At 53.4% G+C, this 14,085-nt stretch carries 13 protein-coding genes; 9 read left to right on the top strand and 4 right to left on the bottom strand.

Translation table 11 applies throughout. The features are described from left to right. Positions 1–56: 56 nt before the first annotated feature. The 3 genes from BJQ97_RS08375 (at position 57) to BJQ97_RS08385 (ending at position 4,422) form a co-directional block, all read left to right on the top strand. The gene (locus BJQ97_RS08375; RefSeq protein ID WP_160156219.1) at positions 57–2,186 is read left to right on the top strand and encodes a YhgE/Pip domain-containing protein; all 2,130 of its coding nucleotides are present in this window, start codon (positions 57–59) and stop codon (positions 2,184–2,186) included. A gap of 356 nt (positions 2,187–2,542) precedes the next feature. Further along, positions 2,543–3,622 (top strand): nitric oxide synthase oxygenase, encoded by a 1,080-nt coding sequence (locus BJQ97_RS08380; protein ID WP_328718047.1) that lies wholly within the window; start codon positions 2,543–2,545, stop codon positions 3,620–3,622. Then, complete coding sequence (locus tag BJQ97_RS08385; RefSeq protein WP_160156220.1) at positions 3,619–4,422, top strand: ABC transporter ATP-binding protein; 804 nt, start codon at positions 3,619–3,621, stop codon at positions 4,420–4,422. The genes BJQ97_RS08380 and BJQ97_RS08385 overlap by 4 nt, the downstream gene beginning before the upstream one ends. Positions 4,423–4,760: 338 nt before the next feature. Here the strand turns inward: BJQ97_RS08385 and BJQ97_RS08390 are convergent, their stop codons facing one another. Then, a complete protein-coding gene (locus BJQ97_RS08390; protein ID WP_160156221.1) occupies positions 4,761–4,967 on the bottom strand; it encodes a hypothetical protein in 207 nt (68 codons plus the stop codon). Positions 4,968–5,298: 331 nt separating this feature from the next. On the opposite strand from BJQ97_RS08390, the gene BJQ97_RS08395 reads away from it, so the two are divergent. The 3 genes from BJQ97_RS08395 (at position 5,299) to BJQ97_RS08405 (ending at position 7,730) form a co-directional block, all read left to right on the top strand. Next, positions 5,299–6,051: an SDR family NAD(P)-dependent oxidoreductase gene (locus BJQ97_RS08395; protein ID WP_160156222.1), complete on the top strand. Its 753-nt coding sequence runs from the start codon at positions 5,299–5,301 to the stop codon at positions 6,049–6,051. A gap of 75 nt (positions 6,052–6,126) precedes the next feature. Next, positions 6,127–6,897 carry an SDR family NAD(P)-dependent oxidoreductase gene (locus tag BJQ97_RS08400; RefSeq protein ID WP_160156223.1) on the top strand — a complete coding sequence of 257 codons (771 nt, stop codon included), beginning with the start codon at positions 6,127–6,129 and terminating at the stop codon, positions 6,895–6,897. A 53-nt stretch (positions 6,898–6,950) separates the two neighbouring features. Beyond that, positions 6,951–7,730 carry an enoyl-CoA hydratase/isomerase family protein gene (locus BJQ97_RS08405; RefSeq protein WP_160156224.1) on the top strand — a complete coding sequence of 260 codons (780 nt, stop codon included), beginning with the start codon at positions 6,951–6,953 and terminating at the stop codon, positions 7,728–7,730. 157 nt (positions 7,731–7,887) lie between these two features. On the opposite strand, the gene BJQ97_RS08410 is transcribed toward BJQ97_RS08405, so the two are convergent. From BJQ97_RS08410 to BJQ97_RS08420, 3 genes are all read right to left on the bottom strand, one after another. Continuing rightward, complete coding sequence (locus tag BJQ97_RS08410) at positions 7,888–8,715, bottom strand: serine/threonine protein kinase (RefSeq protein WP_160156225.1); 828 nt, start codon at positions 8,713–8,715, stop codon at positions 7,888–7,890. Beyond that, positions 8,715–8,912, bottom strand: coding sequence for a hypothetical protein (locus tag BJQ97_RS08415; protein WP_160156226.1), 198 nt, complete (start codon positions 8,910–8,912; stop codon positions 8,715–8,717). The genes BJQ97_RS08410 and BJQ97_RS08415 overlap by 1 nt, the downstream gene beginning before the upstream one ends. Positions 8,913–9,033: 121 nt before the next feature. After that, positions 9,034–11,124 carry a DNA topoisomerase III gene (locus BJQ97_RS08420; RefSeq protein WP_160156227.1) on the bottom strand — a complete coding sequence of 697 codons (2,091 nt, stop codon included), beginning with the start codon at positions 11,122–11,124 and terminating at the stop codon, positions 9,034–9,036. 219 nt (positions 11,125–11,343) lie between these two features. Between BJQ97_RS08420 and BJQ97_RS08425 the strand changes: the two genes are divergently transcribed. The 3 genes from BJQ97_RS08425 to BJQ97_RS08435 are packed head-to-tail and all read left to right on the top strand — an operon-like array spanning position 11,344 to position 13,989. After that, positions 11,344–12,717: a sensor histidine kinase gene (locus BJQ97_RS08425; protein ID WP_160156228.1), complete on the top strand. Its 1,374-nt coding sequence runs from the start codon at positions 11,344–11,346 to the stop codon at positions 12,715–12,717. Between the two features lie 2 nt (positions 12,718–12,719). Further along, positions 12,720–13,400 (top strand): response regulator transcription factor, encoded by a 681-nt coding sequence (locus BJQ97_RS08430; protein ID WP_160156229.1) that lies wholly within the window; start codon positions 12,720–12,722, stop codon positions 13,398–13,400. A 31-nt stretch (positions 13,401–13,431) separates the two neighbouring features. After that, entirely contained in the window at positions 13,432–13,989 is a 558-nt protein-coding gene (locus tag BJQ97_RS08435) for a TVP38/TMEM64 family protein (RefSeq protein ID WP_160156230.1), read from the top strand. Positions 13,990–14,085 lie beyond the last annotated feature (96 nt).

The following is a 14,085-nucleotide window of genomic DNA, read 5'->3' on the forward strand; positions in this document are numbered from 1 at the left end:
CCGTGATCCGCTCATACTAACAACAGCATGATCGACTTGAAAGGAAGCGGATCAAAGTGAAACAGGCATGGCGCATTTATGTGAACGATTTGAAACATCTCACGACCAACTGGGCGGCAGCCATATTGGCTCTTGGTCTGATCGTTCTTCCATCGCTTTACGCTTGGATTAATGTAGAGGCTTCGATTGACCCTTATGCCCATACAGATGATTTACCGATTGGGGTGGTGAACGAAGACCGCGGGGCGGAGTTGGCTGGGCGTTCGTTTCAGGCCGGTGACGAGATTGTGAGAGCGTTGCAACACAACCATCGGTTGGGCTGGCGATTTGTTTCGAAAGAAAAGGGAATGACAGGTGTGCGAAAAGGGGACTACTTCGCCACCATCGTCATCCCAGCAGATTTTTCGGCCCGATTGGCTACTGTTGTTCAAGATCGTCCGAAAAGGGCGACTATTTACTACTATGAAAACGACAAACGAAACGCCATCGCTCCCAAAATCACGGCGCGCGGAGCAAGTACGTTGTCAGCTCAAGTCAGCGATGAGTTTGTGAGGGTGGTCAATACCGCGTTGTTTTCCTTGTTCCACCAAGCGGGAGTGACGCTCGAACAGCAGCTTCCCACCATTCGCCGCGTTGAGGCGTTCGTGTTTCGTCTAGAAAACGAATTGCCAACGATTCAACGACAATTGGAAGCCCTAGATCGCGATGTAGGAGAGGCAAGATCGTTGGTTCGTACAGGCCGCGAGCTTCTGCCGGCTGCTAAAACAACGGTGCGGCGTGGTTTAGAATGGACAGGCCGCGTTGAGAAGTTGTTCATGCAAGTCGATGCTTCATCGCACTTATGGGAAAAGCCGGTGGAAATGGCGGTTCATGCGCTCCATTCCTTTCCCTTCTCCTTTGCAGGACAGACGCCAGAGTCTCTTGATACACCGGAAAAGCAAGCGCGTTGGGCGACTCTCATCCAACAGGCTGCAACAGACGCGAGCCCATTGGTTCAGCAATTGCGCCGAACGTTGAGAACATGGGAGGGGACGATTGATTCCTCTTCGCTTCAACCTGTGCAGCGCACAGTCAGCCGTATCGAGCAGACGCTAGCGTCTATTCAAGAAACAGCGGCGCTAGTGAAACAACATCCAGCAGGCGTCGAAGAGAAGATCTCTCATCTGCGTGAACAAATGGCCTTATTGGACGCACAGGCGCAGCAACTTGATCAAGCATATCGCCAACGGTTGTTGCCTCTATTGCGTGCGAAATGGAATCAAACGGGGAAACAGGTACGCCAAGCGAAACAAACGCTTCTTCGCATGGACCAAGCATTAAATGAGGCAGAGCAATGGTTGTCAAACACAGATCGTGATTTAGCGGCTGCGCAACAAGCGCTAAAGACTGCACAAGCTCAATATCCATTTCTTTCCCGCCAAGTTCGCGAGCTGGCCGCCTTTCTATCGAAAATCAAAAGAGAAACCAACATCGATGAACTGATACGCTTGTTGAAACAAGCTCCACAGGCGAAAGGTGCATTTTTGGCCCACCCGGTTGACGTGCAAACGTTCCGACTTTTCCCGTTGCCGAACTATGGTTCGGGCATGAATCCGTTTTACACGGTGCTGGCCATATGGGTAGGATGTTTGTTGCTTGTTTCCGTTTTGTCGACGGATCCTTCTTCGTTTTCGGAAGCGAATGAGCGGGAAAGATATATCGGACGGCTGTTGACCTTTTGGACGCTGAATGCTTTGCAGGCGGTGGTCGTGACAGCTGGAGCGGCTTTCATCTTGCCGAATATTTTCGTCCGTGAGCCGGGATGGTTCATGACGTTCGGCCTTTTATGCGGCTTTGTCTTTATGGCGGTGGTTTTTTCGCTTGTTTCCTTGTTCGGCAATGTGGGAAAAGCGATGGCGATTGTGTTGCTCGTCTTGCAAATTGCCGGAGCGGGAGGAACGTATCCCGTTGAGCTGATTCCCCCGTTCTTTCAGCAATTAAACCCTTGGCTGCCGTTTACCTATGCCATTGATGTCATGCGCGAGGCGGTCGGCGGGATTGTATGGGAAAATGTTGAGCATGATGTCAAGCGGCTTCTCTTGTTTGCCGTTGCCGCCCTTTTGGCCGGACTTTTGTTGAAAAGCTCATTAAACCCATGGATGCGCGCGCTGAAAGAGAAAGCCGCCCAAAGCGGGTTGTTTCATTGAAACATTTTCTCTATTTTCTTTTGGAAGCATCTGCTACAATAGGGACGAGAGCATTGCTTCATTCGCCATCGCCCCGTCGAATACGCCGTTTTCATACAAGGAAAGAGCGTTTTCTCACGGGGAAGAAAGGGAGAGAATCATGTCGATCCGTCGATTGCTTGGTTTTGCGCTCATTTTTTTGGCGATTTCGATGTTTATCGAGCAAATGTGGTGGGTCGGGGGCATTTGTTTCTTGATTGGAATTGGAATGACTGCGAAGAGTCCAATCGATCGAAAGTGGAGGAAAAGAAGCATAGATGGTAAACATCGAGAGTGATATGAATCAAACAAAGGTCAGACAGCATGATGTGCAGTTGATGAAAAAAGCAGAACACTTTATTACGGTGAGCTATCGGGAGCTTGGAAAAAGTGAGCAAGAAATGAAGCGGCGGTTGAACGAAATCCGTTGGGAAGTGGAACAAACCGGCACATACCGTCATACGTACGAAGAGTTACGCTATGGGGCTAAGATGGCTTGGCGTCATAGCAACCGTTGCATCGGCCGCTTGTTTTGGCAATCGCTCTATGTCATTGATGCGAGAGAGGCGGTCACCGAAGACGAGGTTTTTTCTTATCTGTTCCACCATATTGAGTTTGCGACCAATGGCGGGAAAATCCGGCCGACGATCACGATCTTCCGTCCAAACGGGGAAGTGCGCATTTGGAATCATCAACTGATTCGTTATGCAGGTTATGAAACCGAAGAAGGGATCATCGGCGACTCATCCTCCCTCACTTTCACCCGTGCCTGTGAACAGCTTGGGTGGAAAGGGGAAAAAACGCCATTTGACGTGTTGCCATTGGTGATCCAGGTAGGCGGCCGGAAGCCTGTTTGGACGTCGATCCCCAAAGAATTGGTGCTTGAGGTGCCGATTGAACATCCGGAGTTCCCGTGGTTTCGCGATTTGCAGTTAAAATGGTACGCGGTCCCGATCATTTCGGATATGTGCCTCGAAATCGGCGGGATTCGTTACATGGCGGCGCCGTTTAACGGGTGGTACATGGGAACTGAGATCGGAGCCCGCAATTTTGCTGATGATGATCGCTACAACATGCTTCCGAAAGTGGCCTCTTGCATGGGGCTTGACACCAACTCCAACGCATCATTATGGAAAGACAAGGCGCTGGTCGAATTGAATATCGCTGTTTTGTATTCCTACAAAAAGGCGGGCGTCAGCATCATTGATCACCATACCGCCGCGCGCCAGTTTCAGCTGTTTGAACAGCAAGAGAAAGCGGCCGGCCGCCATGTCACTGGCGATTGGACATGGCTGATTCCGCCTCTTTCTCCGGCGACAACGCACATTTTTCATCGATCATATGACAATACGACCGTGTTGCCAAACTTTTTCTATCAAGATCGTCCATATGAATGTGAAAGGGGAGAGGAACAATGACCGTCATCATCCGTATGTGCGATGTGTCATGGGTGAGGGGCGGGCGGACCATTTTGCGTGATATGAACTGGGAGGTGAAAGAAGGTGAGCAATGGGCGATTCTTGGCCTAAACGGCTCCGGGAAAACATCGCTTCTCAATATCGTCACCGGCTATCAATATCCGACGCGCGGGGATGTTGAAGTATTGGGCTATCGGTTTGGACAGGCAAGCCTGCCGGAGTTGCGACGGCACATCGGGTTTGTGAGCAGCTCGCTCCTTGATCAGTTTCATGATACGCTGCAGGCAGAAACGGTAGAAGATGTCATCATCAGCGGCAAGTTTGCCACCATCGGCTTGTATGATGCCGTCACCGATGACGATCGGGCGGAAGCGGAATCATTCATGGAATCGTTTCGTCTTCAAGCGGTCAAAGGAAAGCGGTACGCAACGCTGTCGCAAGGAGAAAAGCGGAAAACATTGATCGCCCGAGCGCTGATGGCCCATCCGAAGCTGCTCATTTTGGACGAACCGACGGTCGGCCTTGACTTATTGGCCCGCGAAGAAATCTTATCACTGATTGGACAGATCGTCACTCAGTCGTGCCATCTCTTATACGTCACCCATTATATTGAAGAAATCGTCGACTCGATCACCCATGTCTTGCTTTTGCAAGATGGGCGCATCGTGGCGGCTGGCCGAAAAGAGGAGGTGTTGACCGATGAGCGACTCTCAGAAGCGTTTCGCCTCCCGATCCGTCTTCATTGGGAACACGGCCGGCCATGGGTGTCGATTGGGCAGCCCCCCGCCTCCGCATATTAGCTTGTGCTTCTTTGGAGCTTGCCGCTCCAAAGAAGCGCGAACGGACTTCAGCCTCAAGCAAGATGGCATGAGGGGACGCCATCTTGCTCCATCATACTGACCCTCCGCCTTCTCTTCACGTAGAAATGAGGGGCTTTTTCGCTTTCTGAAACGTCCAAATTGTTTAAACATGCCGAAAAGCCATGAAGGGCATGTCCTTTAGTTTCCCGCATGATAATTCAACCGTGGGACGCATGGGGGATGGCTAGGCTGGCAGCTTGCCGTGGGGCGGGAGTTCCCAAGAATCTCCCACCTTTACGCCTTTGCGTAGGGAGAAGAGCGTTCCATTTCCTAGCGGCTCAAAATGCTCGGTCAACGGGCGGAAGATTGCTGACATCCGCCTCTTGGCGGCTGTCAGCTGGCGTCACTTCGATAACCGGCGGCCGACCATTTTCAAAACCGCGGGCGATGTCGCGAATCGGACTCATTTCATCGGGAATGCCGATTCCCGGGGTATAGCGCGGCAGACTGGAAGCGGCGCTGCGTTCTTCCCAAGGCTCTCTCATGAATCAACACCTCCATGTTTCTAGTATGGCCATAGATAGAGGCTATACAAATGGAAATCAAATCCTTTCGCGTCAACTTCTTTTGTGGAGCCTGTTTTTCCTTAACGTAACGGCATGGTGTTCATTGAAGGAAGGAGACGCGTCAGGAGGGGAAGCAGGCTCGATTGCCGTTGGCCTCGTCTTTGTTTGGAAGAGCAGTTTTTTTAATTAAGGTATAAAAATGTTTAAAATATTCCAAATATGATGTATAATAAAAGAAACAACATACTAACCGGTTGGTATATCATCTATTGAAAATGGATTCAGAAGCGGATCGAAAGGTGGGAAGATCATGAGGCTAAAAGGAAAAGCGGCGATTGTCACCGGCGGCGCGAGCGGCATCGGCCGGGCGACGGCGGTTCGCTTTGCGGAAGAAGGCGCCAAAGTGGCGGTGGGCGACATCAATGAGGAAGGAGGAGAAGAAACGGTCCGCCTTATTTGGGAAAAAGGAGGGGAAGCGATATTTGTTCAGACGGACGTCGCCGATTCTAAGCAAGTGAACCGTCTTGTCGAAACGGCGGTTGATGCCTTCGGTGGCTTACATATTCTCTTCAACAATGCCGGCATCGGCCATTCGGAAGTGCGAAGCACCGACTTGTCGGAGGAAGAATGGGACCGGGTCATCGATGTCAATTTAAAGAGCGTGTTTTTAGGCATTAAATATGCCGTGCCGGCCATGAAAGAATCCGGCGGCGGGGCGATTGTCAATACGTCAAGTTTGCTTGGAATCAAAGGGAAAAAATACGAATCCGCCTACAACGCCTCGAAGGCTGGGGTTATTTTGTTAACGAAAAACGCCGCACTCGAGTACGGCAAATTCAACATTCGCGTCAACGCCATTGCGCCGGGTGTCATTGATACGAACATCATCACGCCGTGGAAACAAGATGCGCGCAAATGGCCGATCATCTCAAAAGCGAACGCCCTCGGCCGCATCGGAACGCCGGAAGAGGTGGCCAACGCGGTGTTGTTTTTGGCGTCCGATGAGGCGTCGTTCATCACCGGCTCGACATTGTCGGTCGACGGAGGCGGACTGACGTTTTAGCGGCCAAAGTTTGAAACAAGAAGGACACGTCCCAACCGTTGGGCTAGCAACATGAAATGAGGGGAGAGGAAAACGATGCGTTTTTTGAATACCGTGGCCGTGGTCACAGGAGGAGGCAGCGGCATCGGCAAAGCGGCGGCTCTCCGTTTGGCGAAAGAAGGCGCCACCGTCGTGCTTGTCGGCCGTACAGCAGCGAAATTGGAGGAGGCTGCAGAAGAAATCGCACGTCTCGGGACGCCGGGGGGCGCTGACCGGTTTGCGGCGGATGTCACCGACCGTGAACAAGTGAAAGCGTTGGCCGAGTATGTCCGACAGCGGTACGGTGACCTGCATGTGCTTGTCAATAACGCCGGCATCTCCACTCATGCGAGATGGCTTGAGCTGACGGAGCAAGAGTGGGATGACATCCAGCGCATCAACATCAAAAGCGTCTTTCTTGTGTCGCAGGCGCTCGCCCCGCTGATGATGGAAGGAGCGAAACACGCACGGGTCAATCGGGCCATCGTCAATGTCGCGTCTCTGTCCGGCCATCAGGCCGGGGCGGAAATTCCGCACTACAGCGCGGCGAAAGCAGGGGTCATCAACTTGACGAAATCGCTCGCTTTGGAGCTGGCGCCATATGGCATTCGTGTCAATTCTGTCTCGCCCGGCTTTGTCGAGACGCCGCTGACCGAGCGCGGCCTGCAAAACGAGCGGTTTGTGAAAGCCATCGAGCGCAACACTGCCTTAGGCCGGGTCGGGGCGCCGGAGGAAATTGCGAACGTCATTGCCTTTCTTGCCTCTTCGGAAGCGTCGTACATGACCGGTTCCGATGTACTTGTCGATGGCGGTTGGCTGATCAAATGAAGATTTGTGTCGAATTCCATCCAAACACTACACTAAAGGAAAGGGAGAGGAACATGGAAGCGCCTCATTTGCTTGTGGAACAATCCGGCCCGATATTATGGTTGACGTTGAACCGTCCGGAGCGGCTCAATGCCTTCAGCCCGGAGATGATTGCTGGCCTGACGCGTGAAATCGAACGCGCCGCAACGGATGATACCGTTCGCGTCATCGTCTTGTCCGGCGCCGGCCGGACGTTTTGCGCCGGCGGCGATGTGAAAACGATGGGGCAAGCCAATGGCCCGCAGGCGTATGACCATATCGGCCGCCTCAATCGTCTCATTTTAATGATGAGATCATGCGAAAAGCCGATCATTGCCGCGGTGCACGGGGTGGCGGCCGGGGCGGGGTTCAATTTGGCGCTGGCTTGCGATTTGATTCTTGCCGCAGAGGACAGCCAATTCATTTTAAGCTTCGCGAAAGTCGGTCTTGTCTCCGATGGCGGCGGGTCGTATTGGCTGCCGCGGCTTGTCGGCCCGCATTTGGCGAAACAGTTTTTCTTCACCGCCGAGCCGATTCCGGCCCGCCGTTTGTACGAGTTAGGCGCCTTAAGCGAAGTCGTTCCAGCCGAGAGGCTGCGCGAAGCGGTGGAAACGCTCGCTTTGCAGTTGGCTAGCGGTCCGACGAAAGCGATCGGCAAACAAAAGCGGCTGATCGAGCACGCGTTGACCGCCACACTGGAAGAGATTCTCGAGGAAGAGCGGCTCATTCAAGGATTGATGGTGGAAACAGAGGATCATCGCGAAGGGGTGGCGGCGTTCAAAGAAAAACGGAAACCGTTGTTTCTAGGAAAGTAAGCTGCTTCCAACTAGAGCGAATGTTTGTTTCAGGAAGGCTGCCGCCTCGACTTGAACGAAAATGGAATCAGCCCCTCTTCCTGCCCATAGGCGGGCGACGAGGGGCTTTCGGTTCGATGCAACGGTTTTCCTTGATTCGAAGAGGCCCTATGTTCTGTTAGAGCGCCTCGGATTGGGTCTCGTTGTGTTCGGCCAGCAGCTGATCCACGTCTCCGAGCAACTCGTCGACGTTGTCGTACGGCGGGTCCAGCTGCAGCATTTTCCGCAAAATCGCACGGGCATTCAGCGACAAATCGAGTTCTTCTTCCCAGCTTTTTTCCTCGTCGCTCGTCGGTTCATAGGCGGAATACAATAAAAACAAGGTGAAGTGTCCAAGGGCATAGAAATCGCTTCGTGGATGCGATTCGCGCCGCAGCCGCTTCTCCAGCGGATCGTCATCGCGAAAATCCACCGGTTCGCCGATGCGGCATGCCAAGCCAAAATCGATGATCACCACCGTTCCATCGCGCCAAATGATGTTTGGGATGCGCAAATCGCGGTGGACGATGCCGAAAGCATGAACGTGCCGGACGATCTCAAGCACATCCTTTAGCAACCGAAACGCCTCTTGCTCCGTGTACTTGGCTTCCTGCTTGAAAATCCGGTCTTCCACCGTTTCTCCATTGATATACTCCATTACAAGATACGGCTGTCCGCGCTCCACAAACAGATCATGCAGCATCGGAATTTGTGGGTGGCGCAGGCGAGCGAGCACGTCAGCTTCGCGCCGAAGCAAGCGGCGGCCGTCTTCTCCTTTCGTCTGCCGCGCCTGCTTGACGACGACAAGCCGTCCGGTGTGAAGGTCGCGCCCTTCATAGGCGATGCCGTAGCTTCCCATCCCGAGTTCTTCGATGATTTCATAGCGGCCATGGAGGATCTCTCCGCTCCGATGCGGCCGATCAAACCAGCGGGCGATGAGCGGATGGCGTTCAAACAAGCGTCTCATCAGCTGTTGAAGAAGCTTGAGAAGAAACTGCCGCTATGATGTTTCTTTTTGTAATGATGGTGTCCGTATTGGGACGGGTGATGGTGCGAGTGATGCGTTGATTTGTAATGATGGTGGTCGCTGCTGCTGTAATGTTGATGGTAGTGTGACGGATGATAGGGATGGCCTAAAAGGGCTTTTAGCCATTTTTTCAACATCGCAATCGCTCCTTTGTGATAGAGTTATCTATCTATACGAGGCAATGAGCAGGAAGTTTCAGACTCCAAGATGAAAAAAAGAGGACGCCAGGGAAATGGCCCCTGGCGCGGTGCGGCCGCTTCATTCCTCGTTTTCGTTCAACGCCTGCTTGAGCAGTTCTCCTAAACTGATTCCAAACGATTCGTTCGACGGGCTGTATTTTTTGAGAAGCGCCCGTTCACTTCCTTTCGCCGCTATGCGTTTCGTCTCTTCCGCTTTTTCAACAATGTTGCACGGACGGCATTGGAAATAAAGTCCCGCTTTCCCTTCGTGCATTTCCATGCGCCGATGGCATTGCGGACAGCGGCGGTTCGACAGTTTCGGATCGCGCCGGCGGCGGTAGCGGCATTGCACATTGGAGCAGACAAGCATCCGTCCGTCTTTTGTTTTCCGCTCCTTTAAGAGCGAGTTGCACTCAGGGCAAGTCAGCGTCGTCAAGTTAGGCGCTTTGTATACGTGCTCGCTCTGCTTGATTTCGGCGACAAGCTGTTCCGTTTGCCGGCGAATGTTGGCCAAAAATTGCTTCGGATTTCCGTTCCCTCGGGCAATCGCCTCCAGTTCCCGCTCCCAGCGGGCGGTCAACTCCGGCGACTTCAGCTCGTCATTGACGAGCTCAATCAGCTGCTTGCCTTTTTTCGTCGGATAAAATCGTCCGTCTCTTCGTTCGACCACTTCGGTTGCGACGAGCCGCTCGATGATGTCGGCCCTTGTCGCCGGTGTGCCAAGCCCGTATTTCTCCATTTGCGCGAGCAAATCAGCTTCCGAATAACGGACGGGCGGCTCGGTGAACGATTGTTCCATCTCAAGCTGCACCGATGGGAGCGTCTGGCCGTCTGCGAGGTGCGACAAGGTCGGTTGGGCGTTCGCTTCCTCTTTGCCGAGAATAGCTTTAAACCCCATATTCACAACCGCCATCTCCCGGGCGACAAACGTTTCGCCGCCGATGTCAAAAACAACCGTTGCCGTTTCGTATTCATACGGCGGGTAAAACAAGGCCAAAAAGCGGCGGGCGATCAGGTCATACAGTTTTCGTTCCTCAACTGACAAGCGGCTAAGGTTGAGCCGCTCTTCGGTCGGAATGATGGCGTGATGGTCGGTTACGTTGGCGTCATTGAACACACGCTTGGCCACTTTCGCTTTTTTCGCGAGCAATGGGGCGATTTCTTCTTCATAGCCTGGTTTCATCCCGAGAAGCCGATCGGTCATCGTCGCTTTCATATCGCTTGGCAAATACCGCGAATCGGTGCGCGGGTAGGTGACGAGCTTGTGCTGTTCATACAGCCGCTGCAACAACGAGAGCGTCTTTTTCGCCGAAAAGCCAAACCGCTTGTTCGCGTCCCGCTGCAACTCGGTTAAATCGTACGGCAGCGGGGCGGGTTCGCTTTTTCGTTTCCGCTTGATGGACACGACGCGCGCGGATTGCCCTTCAAGGCGGGCGATCAGCTGCTTTGCTTCGTTTTGGTCAAACAGCCGATGTCCGCCGTGCCGCTCCCACACGGCCGTGATAGAGCCGATATGAGCGCGAATCGTCCAATACGGAACGGGAACGAACGATTCGATCTCGCATTCGCGCTCGATGATCATGGCGAGCGTCGGCGTTTGCACGCGCCCGGCCGAGAGGGGATCGTTGTATTTCGTCGTCAAAGCGCGCGTCACGTTCAGCCCGATCAGCCAGTCGGCTTCGGCGCGACAGACGGCCGATTGATACAGCCGGTCAAACTGCGCTCCGGGCTTTAGTTGGCGGAAGCCATCGCGGATGGCCTTATCGGTTTGCGACGAAATCCATAGCCGCCAAATCGGCTTCGTCCAACCGATCATCTCTAAAATCCAGCGCGCCACAAGCTCCCCCTCGCGGCCCGCGTCGGTCGCGATGATGACATCTTTCACATCCGGCCGTTTCGCCAACCGTTCAATGGCGCGAAACTGGCGGCTCGTTTGCCGGATGACTTTCAACCCCATTCGTTTCGGGATGATCGGCAAGTCCTCCAGCCGCCATGTTTCGTATTTGCGGTCGTAGTCTTCCGGCATCTTCAGCTCAACTAAATGGCCGAGCGCCCAGGTGACCATATACTGCTTCCCTTCAAAATAATGTTGATGCGATTGTCGGCAGCCGAGCACGCGGGCGATGTCGCGGGCGACGCTCGGCTTCTCCGCTAACACGAGCGATTTCATCTACAAACTCCTTTCTGTCGTCTGCACATAAGCCCAGTCCGTTTACTAGTATAATGGAAGAACGCCAAAGACGCATCCCGTAGGCTCTCCTTCAAGATGGACGGCGGATTTCGATCCGCCGCCATGCCAGATTTAAATTCCACATTTTCTGCACATTTTCCGGGTAAAATAGTAAAATTGGAGCGGAAACATGGCTTTGGTGAATAAGGAGAGGGAAGTGTGCGAAAACTGTCGTGGAAACTCGGAATGCTGTTTTTTGCGTTTGTTTTGGCCATGGAACTGGCGCTGTTCGTTTCCCTCTATGCGACGCTCGTCCATGCGCGCATCGAGGAAGAATTTGCTCAGCTTCTGGCGCGGGGAAACAGCCATCGCAACGTCTTGGAGAAAAATGACGATCGAACGACGTTGGCGCATGTCGTGATGATGGAGTCAGAGGCGGAAACCGATGTCGCCATCACCGACGCCCGGCGCCGGATTGTATCGGCGTCTGACGGCATTGTTCCGTTTGCCAAACGCATCATTCCTTTAACGAACGGCCGCCATATTCCCCGCCAGGGAATGATGGTTGAAACCGACTGGAAGCGGGCGTCGCATATCGCCGCCGTCAGCCCGATTCAAATCAGGGGTGAAACGAGAGGATACGTGTATATGTTTCAAGACACCCGTTCGATCCGAACGATGGTGTATAAACTGAAGCATCATTTTGTCGTTGTCGGCATGCTGTCAGTGGCGGTCACCGTGTTGACGATCGCCTTTTTCTCCCGCGCCATCACGATGCCGCTCCTTCGCATGAAACGGGCGACCGAGGCGCTCAGCCAAGGCGACTTTTCCGTCCGCCTTGAGGTGAAAGGCAACGACGAGCTGGCGCAACTTGGGAGAGCGATTCAAACGCTGGCCAACGATTTGGCGTATTTGAAACAAGAGCGGAGCGAATTTTTAGCGAGCATCTCTCATGAATTGCGCACGCCGCTGACGTATGTCAAAGGATACGCTGACATCGCCAGACGTCCGCATCTGTCTGAGGAGCAACGAGCGAACTATATGGCGATCATTTACGAAGAAGCGGAAAAGATCGAAAAGATGGTCAAAGATTTGTTTGAATTAGCCAAACTGGAGCAACACTCGTTCCAGATTGAAAAGCAAACGACGAATCTTTGTTCGTTTTTGGCAAAATTGTGTGAAAAACTGCGCCCCGCATTTCAGGAAAAGCAGCTATCGCTTGTGTGCCAGTGCCCCGGTTCGGTCATGGCCGCAATCGATCGGCAGCGGTTCGAGCAAGTGATGATCAACGTGCTTGACAATGCACGAAAGTACGCGTTTTCCGGCACGACGGTGACCGTCGCCGTTCACCCGCAAAAGCAAGGAGTCGTCATTGCCGTGTCTGATGAAGGAACCGGCATTCCGCCGGAAGATGTGCCCCGGATTTTCGAGCGGTTCTACCGGGTGGACAAATCGCGGTCGCGGACAAGCGGCGGAACTGGACTCGGTTTGGCGATTGCCAAAGAAATCGTCGAGGCGCACGGAGGAACGATCGCCGCTAGAAGCGAACAAGGAAAAGGAACGACCATCCTCATTACGCTGCCGGAGGGATGACGATGTATACCTTGCTGTTGGTGGATGATGAAGAGCGGATGCTTGATTTATTGGAATTGTATTTAGCGCCGAACGGCTACCGCTGCGTGAAACGGCGTTCAGGTGCGGAAGCCATTGACTATTTGCGGCGCCACCACGCCGATTTGGTGCTGCTCGATGTCATGATGCCAGAACTCGATGGATGGGAAACGTGCCGCCGCATCCGTTCGTTTTCGAATGTGCCGATCATGATGGTCACCGCTCGCGATGAGACGACGGATATTGTCCAAGGATTGAAAATCGGAGCGGATGATTATGTGACGAAACCGTTTGACGAGGCGGAACTGCTCGCTCGCATTGAAGCGGTGCTGCGCCGTGCAGCCGGCGGTCGTTCCGCCATTCGCGCCGCCGGACTTGTATGGGACGAAGAGGAACATACGGTCCGCTACGAAGACAAGCCGATTGCGTTGACGCCGAAAGAATTTGCCATTTTGGGGTTGCTGTTAAAGCACCCGAATCAGGTGTTCAGCCGCGGGCAAATCATCGCATCGCTATGGGGCTATCTCGCTGATACGGAAGAGAGGACTGTTGACTCCCACATGAAAAACATCCGCGAAAAATTGCGTAAAGCGGGGTTTCCGGCGGACGAATATTTGCAGACGGTATGGGGCGTCGGCTATAAATGGAGCGGACGCAAGCCATAGCTATTTTCGGAAAGAGAGGCGTTTGGGCCGAATGGAAGAAAGGATGATAGAGTTCCTTCAAGCATACGGTGGAGCGGCGTACTTCTTGAGTCTAGCCTGCAATGTTGTGATCAGCGTGCTCGGGGTCGTCCCAAGCGCCTTTTTGACTGCCGCCAATTTGGCCGTTTTCGGATTTTGGTCCGGCTTTTGGGTGTCGTTTGCCGGCGAAGCGCTCGGAGCGGTCGTTTCGTTTGTCTTGTATCGAAAAGGACTTCGCCGATGGAGCGAGACGACATGGCTTTCCCATCCCAAGGTGAAGCCGCTGTTTCATGCAAGTGGCAAGGAGGCGTTTGGGCTTATTTTGGCGCTTCGCCTGCTGCCGTTTGTGCCATCAGGGGTGGTAACGTTTGTCGCCGCCATCGGCCGCACGTCTTTCCCCGTCTTTGCGGCCGCCAGTTCGCTCGGCAAGCTCCCAGCTTTATGGATGGAAGCGTATGCCGTCGATCAGGTGATCCGCGTCACGTGGCAAGGAAAACTCATTCTTGCTGTTTTATCCGGGGCCATGTTTTGGTTGATCTGGCGGAAGATAAGGAAAAAGATGCATAGATGAAACGGAGAAACGGAGAAGCGGAAACAGCAGGCTCCCTCTTCCGTTTAAGTCGGTGGGTGGAAGAGGTTTTGTATACTGAAAAGCAGGGGAAATCCG

Source organism: Geobacillus sp. TFV-3, assembly GCF_009901865.1.
Classification (GTDB): domain Bacteria; phylum Bacillota; class Bacilli; order Bacillales; family Anoxybacillaceae; genus Geobacillus; species Geobacillus thermoleovorans_A.

What these genes read in the sequence shown, in the direction of transcription:
- BJQ97_RS08435 (WP_160156230.1), top strand. Translation starts at nt 13,432, where the DNA reads ATGGAAGAAAGGATGATAGAGTTCCTTCAAGCATACGGTGGAGCGGCG.
- BJQ97_RS08390 (WP_160156221.1), bottom strand. Translation starts at nt 4,967, where the DNA reads ATGAGAGAGCCTTGGGAAGAACGCAGCGCCGCTTCCAGTCTGCCGCGC.
- BJQ97_RS08420 (WP_160156227.1), bottom strand. Translation starts at nt 11,124, where the DNA reads ATGAAATCGCTCGTGTTAGCGGAGAAGCCGAGCGTCGCCCGCGACATC.
- BJQ97_RS08395 (WP_160156222.1), top strand. Translation starts at nt 5,299, where the DNA reads ATGAGGCTAAAAGGAAAAGCGGCGATTGTCACCGGCGGCGCGAGCGGC.
- BJQ97_RS08380 (WP_328718047.1), top strand. Translation starts at nt 2,543, where the DNA reads ATGAAAAAAGCAGAACACTTTATTACGGTGAGCTATCGGGAGCTTGGA.
- BJQ97_RS08385 (WP_160156220.1), top strand. Translation starts at nt 3,619, where the DNA reads ATGACCGTCATCATCCGTATGTGCGATGTGTCATGGGTGAGGGGCGGG.
- BJQ97_RS08400 (WP_160156223.1), top strand. Translation starts at nt 6,127, where the DNA reads ATGCGTTTTTTGAATACCGTGGCCGTGGTCACAGGAGGAGGCAGCGGC.
- BJQ97_RS08415 (WP_160156226.1), bottom strand. Translation starts at nt 8,912, where the DNA reads ATGTTGAAAAAATGGCTAAAAGCCCTTTTAGGCCATCCCTATCATCCG.
- BJQ97_RS08405 (WP_160156224.1), top strand. Translation starts at nt 6,951, where the DNA reads ATGGAAGCGCCTCATTTGCTTGTGGAACAATCCGGCCCGATATTATGG.
- BJQ97_RS08430 (WP_160156229.1), top strand. Translation starts at nt 12,720, where the DNA reads ATGTATACCTTGCTGTTGGTGGATGATGAAGAGCGGATGCTTGATTTA.
- BJQ97_RS08410 (WP_160156225.1), bottom strand. Translation starts at nt 8,715, where the DNA reads ATGAGACGCTTGTTTGAACGCCATCCGCTCATCGCCCGCTGGTTTGAT.